Raw genomic sequence first — 5,840 nt, forward strand, 5'->3', positions numbered from 1 at the left:
GTGCTCACCGATCCCCGCGACGCCCCGCCCCCGGAGTCCGTCACGCCGTGACGTTGCGGGCGACCAGCGCGTCCAAACTCGCCACGGTCAGGTCGGCCAACGACCCGACGAGGGTGCGGCCGGGTGCGGCGTGGATCGGCACGCGGTGCGGCACACCCACCACCACGCAACCCGCCGCCATGGCCGACGCGATGCCGGTCGGCGAGTCCTCGATGGCGACACTGTCGCCCGGGCGGACGCCGAGCCGCTCGCATGCCGTGCGGTACGCCTCCGGGTCGGGCTTGCCGGTCGCCACCTGGTCGCCGGTCACGACGGCGGCGAACGTGCCCACGGGCAGCTGCTCCACCAGCGCATCGGCGAGCCGGGTGTAGGACATCGTCACCATGGCACACGGCACCGCGGCATCCACGCACTCGGCGAGCAGTTCGCGCGCGCCCGGGCGCCACGGCATCTGACGTCGGACGTCAACGATCACGCTGTCCAGCATCCGGTCGACGATCACCGCCGGATCCAGATCAACTCCCCCGACGTCGCGCAGGTAGCGCGCCGAGGTCAGCAGGTCGTTGCCGACGAGTTCGTGCGCGTGCTCGTCGTTCCAGGTGCCGCCGAACTCGGCCACGAGCTGGTACTCGGCGCTCATCCAGTACGGCTCGGTGTCGACCAGCGTGCCGTCCATGTCGAAGAGCACCGCTTGCACGGTGTGCCTCGCCCCGAGCGGCGCGCTCACTCGTCGTCGGTGCGGTAGCCGAGATTCGGCGAGAGCCACTTCTGCGCCTCGTCGACCGTCCACCCCTTGCGCGCCGCGTAGTTCTCGACCTGGTCGCGGCCGACGCGGCCCAGCACGAAGTACTGCGCCTGCGGGTGGGAGAAGTACAGCCCGCTGACCGATGCACCGGGCCACATCGCCATGCTGTCGGGCAGCTCGATACCCACGTTGGCTTTGACGTCCAGCAGCTCCCAGATTGTCTTCTTCTCGGTGTGCTCGGGGTTGGCGGGATAACCCGGGGCGGGCCGGATGCCGATGTACTTCTCCCGGATCAGCTCGTCGGAGGACAGGTCCTCGCCCGGCTGGTAGTCCCAGAACTCGGTGCGCACACGCTGATGCAGCCGCTCGGCGAACGCCTCGGCGAGCCGGTCGGCCAGCGACTCGAGCAGGATCGCGCTGTAGTCGTCGAGCTCGGCCTTGAACTGATCGACCCGGGCAGCGCTGCCCAGGCCTGCAGTCACCGCGAATGCGCCGACGTAGTCGCGCAGGCCGGTGTCCTTCGGCGCGACGAAGTCGGCCAGCGAGCGGTGCGGGATGCCGGGGCGGTGCTCGGTCTGCTGACGCAACTCGTGCAGCACGGTGCGCACCTCGGTGCGCTGCTCGTCGGTGTAGACCTCGATGTCGTCGTCGGCGACGGCGCTCGCAGGGAACAGCCCGAACACGCCGGCCGCGGTCAGCCACTTCTCGTCGACGATCCGGTCGAGCATCTGCTGCGCGTCGTCCCACAGCTTGCGCGCCGCTTCACTGGTTGCCGGGTTGTTGAGGATGTCCGGGTACTTGCCGTTCATCTCCCAGGCGTTGAAGAACGGCTGCCAGTCGATGTACTCGCGCAGCTCGGCCAGCGAGTAGTCGTGGAAGACCTTGACGAACTGCGTCGGCGAGGACATGCCGTGGTAGTCGTCGGTGTGCACGTCACGCGCCTGGGTGAGGATCATCCGCGGCCGCACCGGCTTGTAGTCGGTCCAGTCGATGGGCGTGCGGTTCTCCCGCGCGGCCGCGATGGGCAGGATGACCTTCGCATCCGAACGCGCCGCGTGCCGCTCCCGCAGCGAGTCGTAGTCGTCCTTCAGGTCGGCCAGCAACGCCGGGCGTCGCTCGTCGGACAGCAGGGACGCGACCACCGGCACCGAGCGGGAGGCGTCCTTCACCCAGATCACCGGCCCGTGGTACTGCTTGTCGACCTTGACGGCGGTGTGCGCGCGCGACGTCGTGGCGCCGCCGATGAGCAGCGGGATGTCCAAGCCCTGCCGCTCCATCTCGGAGGCGAAGTTCACCATCTCGTCCAGCGACGGGGTGATCAGCCCGGACAGCCCGATCACGTCGGCGTCGTGCTCCTTGGCGGCATCGAGGACCTTCTGCGCCGGCACCATGACGCCGAGATCGATGACGTCGTAGTTGTTGCACTGCAGCACAACGCCGACGATGTTCTTGCCGATGTCGTGCACGTCGCCCTTGACGGTCGCCATGACGACCGTGCCCTTCTTCTGCTCGACGTCGCCGGGCTTCTTCTCCGCTTCGATGAACGGGATGAGGTACGCGACGGCCTTCTTCATCACCCGCGCGGACTTCACGACCTGGGGCAGGAACATCTTGCCGGCGCCGAACAGGTCACCGACGACGTTCATCCCGGCCATCAGCGGGCCCTCGATGACCTCGATCGGCCGGCCACCGCGCTCGGCGATGAGCGCCCGCAGCTCCTCGGTGTCGGATTCGGCATAGGCGTCGATGCCCTTGACCAGCGCGTGGGTGATCCGTTCGTCGACCGGCAGCTCGCGCCATTCCTCCGTCGCAGCCTCGGCCTTCGCGCCGGTGCCGGCGAAGTCGGCGGCCACCTCGAGCAACCGTTCGGCCGCGTCCGGGCGGCGGTTGAGCACAACGTCCTCAATGCGCTCGCGCAGCTTCGCATCGACCTGGTCGTAGACGACGAGTGCGCCCGCGTTGACGATGCCCATGTCCATGCCCGCGGCGATGGCGTGGTAGAGGAACACGGCGTGGATCGCCTCGCGCACCGCGTTGTTGCCGCGGAAGGAGAACGACACGTTGGACACGCCACCGGAGACCAGCGCGCCGGGCAGGTTCTGCTTGATCCACCGGGTGGCCTCGATGAAGTCGACGCCGTAGTTGACGTGCTCCTCGATGCCGGTTGCCAACGCGAAGATGTTCGGGTCGAAGATGATGTCCTCGGCCGGGAAGCCGACCTCGTCGACGAGGATCCGGTAGGCGCGCTCGCAGATGCTCTTGCGGCGCTCGAGGTTGTCGGCCTGGCCGTCCTCGTCGAAGGCCATGACGACGACCGCGGCGCCGTACTTGCGGCACAGCGTGGCCTGGCTGCGGAACTTGTCCTCGCCCTCCTTCATCGAGATGGAGTTGACGATCGGTTTGCCCTGTACACAGCGCAACCCGGCCTCGATGACCTCGAACTTCGATGAGTCGACCATCACCGGCACCCGGCTGATGTCCGGCTCGCTGGCGATCAGCTTGACGAAGCGGTCCATCGCGGCGACGCCGTCGATCATGCCCTCGTCCATGTTGACGTCGATAACCTGCGCGCCGTTCTCGACCTGCTGACGGGCCACCGACAGAGCGGCGTTGTAGTCCCCGTCGCGGATGAGGTTGCGGAAGCGCGCCGAGCCGGTGATGTTCGTGCGTTCGCCGATGTTGACGAACAGCGACTCGTCGGTGATCGTCACCGGCTCCAGCCCGGACAGCCGCATGGCCGGCGGCACCTCGGACGGCACGCGTGGCGCGACGCCGTCGACGAGCTGCGCGACGGCCGCGATGTGCTCCGGTGTGGTGCCGCAGCAGCCACCGAGCACGTTGACCAGTCCGCTCTCGGCGAACTCACGGACGATGCCCGCGGTTTGGTCGGGTAGTTCGTCGTACTCGCCGAAGGCGTTGGGCAGGCCGGCGTTCGGGTAGCAGGAGACGAAGCAGTCGGCCACCCGGGAGATCTCCGCGAGGTACGGCCGCATCTCGGCGGCACCGAGCGCACAGTTGAGCCCGACCAGCAGCGGCCGGGCGTGCCGGACCGAGTTCCAGAAAGCCTCGCTGGTCTGCCCGGACAGCGTGCGCCCGGACGCATCGGTGATCGTGCCGGAGATCATCACCGGCCAGCGCCGGCCGCGCTGCTCGAACAGCGTCTCCAGCGCGAAGATCGCGGCCTTGGCGTTGAGGGTGTCGAAGATGGTCTCGATGAGCAGGACGTCAGCGCCGCCGTCGACGAGTCCGTTGGCCTGCTCGAGGTAGGCCTCGACGAGCTGCTGGTAGCTGATGTTGCGGGCGCCCGGGTCGTTGACGTCGGGCGAGATCGACGCGGTGCGGTTGGTGGGGCCGAGCGCACCGGCGACGAAACGCGGGCGCTGCGGGTCGCGGGCTGTCACGTCGTCGCACGCCGCCCGGGCCAGGCGGGCCGCCTCGAGGTTCATCTCGTAGGCGAGGTCCTGCATGTCATAGTCGGCCAGCGAGATTCGCTGGGCGTTGAACGTGTTGGTCTCGACCAGGTCGGCGCCGGCCTCGAGGTAGGCGCGGTGGATCTCCTCGATGGCCTGCGGCTGGGTCAGCGTCAGCAGGTCGTTGTTGCCGCGCAGGTCGCTGCCCCAGTCCGTGAACCGCTCGCCGCGGAAGTCCTCCTCGCTGAATCCGCGCTGCTGGATCTGCGTGCCCATGGCACCGTCGAGCAGCAGGATGCGCGCGGACAGTGCAGCGCGCAGCTCGTCGGTGCAGTCCGGACGTAGGGCGGAGGTGTCGGGCACAGATGCCTTCCTGGAGAGCCGGCGGCGAACGCCACGGGCGTGCCGAGGCCGCTGCCCCAGCGATGGACCAGCGGATCAGGGCCAATCATACGGACGTCAGGCGCCGTACCCCCGCCAATCAGGCCCTGTGACGTCTCCTCCGCTGCCGAGCGGCGAGCAGACGCCGAACCGGGTTGCGTTCCCGGAAACGCGCGTCGGCCGGTCGTAGGCTGGGTGTCATGAGCACCCCGAGTTCTGCGGAGTGGCCGAAGCTCGTCGACCCGGTGCTGGTGGCCGCCTTCGAGGGGTGGAACGACGCGGGCGACGCGGCCAGTGACGCCGTCGAGCACCTGGAGCTCGTCTGGGACGCGCAGCCGCTGGTCGAACTCGACCCCGACGACTACTACGACTTCCAGGTCAACCGGCCGACGGTCTCGCTTACCGACGGCATCTCCCGGCGCATCACCTGGCCGACCACCCGGTTCTCCTACTGCCGGCCGCCCGGCGCGGACTTCGACGTCGTCCTGATGCACGGCATCGAGCCGAACATGCGCTGGCGCGCGTTCTGCGCGGAGCTGCTGGAGGTCATCAACGCGCTCGACGTCCAGGTCGTCGTGTCGTTGGGGGCGCTGCTGTCCGACACGCCACACTCGCGGGCCACCCAGGTCACCGGCAGCGCGTACGACCCCGACTCGGCCAAGCGCTTCGGCCTCGAGCGTTCGCGCTACGAGGGGCCGAGCGGCATCGTCGGCGTGCTGCAGGACGCGTGCGTGGCCAACGGCATCCCGGCGATCTCGTTCTGGGCCGGCGTGCCGCACTACGTCTCCCAGCCGCCGAATCCGAAGGCCACGCTGGCGCTGCTGCGCGGGGTCGAGGAGGTCATCGACCTCGCCATCCCGCTGGCCGAGCTGCCGCAGCAGTCCGACGAATGGCAAAAGCTCGTCGACGAGATGGCCGCCGAGGACGAAGAAGTCACCGAGTACATCCGCAATCTCGAAGAACGCGACGACGAGATCGACCGCAGCGAGATGAACGACGTCTCCGGCGACGCCATCGCGCGCGAGTTCGAGCGCTACCTGCGCCGCCGTGCCCGCGGTGGTGGGCACGCCGGCGGCCCGTTCGGCGGCTGACCGCCTCCGTCGCTCGACTCCCCCATCCGGGCCGGAGGCCCGCGTTACCCCGCGCCGCTCTCCTCGTGCCGGCCCCGGCCGTCCGGCGTCCGACGCGGATGCGGGATTCGGATCAATAGCTGTCGGCCGAGAGGACCTCGCCGCCGGCGCGAGTGCCCAGCGACCAGTAGGTCTGCGTGTCGATCGTCTCCTTGAGGAACTTGACCGACCCGT

At 68.9% G+C, this 5,840-nt stretch carries 3 protein-coding genes; 1 reads left to right on the forward strand and 2 read right to left on the reverse strand.

The window, feature by feature from the left end:
- Positions 1 to 40 precede the first annotated feature (40 nt).
- Both ACFFCN_RS18250 and metH read right to left on the reverse strand, forming a co-directional pair.
- Positions 41 to 727 carry an HAD family hydrolase gene (locus ACFFCN_RS18250; protein WP_375493986.1) on the reverse strand — a complete coding sequence of 229 codons (687 nt, stop codon included), beginning with the start codon at positions 725 to 727 and terminating at the stop codon, positions 41 to 43.
- Entirely contained in the window at positions 724 to 4,518 is a 3,795-nt protein-coding gene (metH, locus tag ACFFCN_RS18255; protein ID WP_375493987.1) for a methionine synthase, read from the reverse strand. The genes ACFFCN_RS18250 and metH overlap by 4 nt, the downstream gene beginning before the upstream one ends.
- Before the next feature lie 218 nt (positions 4,519 to 4,736).
- On the opposite strand from metH, the gene ACFFCN_RS18260 reads away from it, so the two are divergent.
- Positions 4,737 to 5,627 carry a PAC2 family protein gene (locus ACFFCN_RS18260; protein WP_375493989.1) on the forward strand — a complete coding sequence of 297 codons (891 nt, stop codon included), beginning with the start codon at positions 4,737 to 4,739 and terminating at the stop codon, positions 5,625 to 5,627.
- The last annotated feature ends 213 nt before the right edge of the window (positions 5,628 to 5,840 follow it).

The sequence above is a fragment of the uncultured Jatrophihabitans sp. genome (genome assembly GCF_964246335.1).
Lineage (GTDB): Bacteria > Actinomycetota > Actinomycetes > Mycobacteriales > Jatrophihabitantaceae > Jatrophihabitans.

Coding starts and splice junctions, on each gene's coding strand:
- ACFFCN_RS18260 (WP_375493989.1), top strand. CDS start 4,737: ATGAGCACCCCGAGTTCTGCGGAGTGGCCGAAGCTCGTCGACCCGGTG.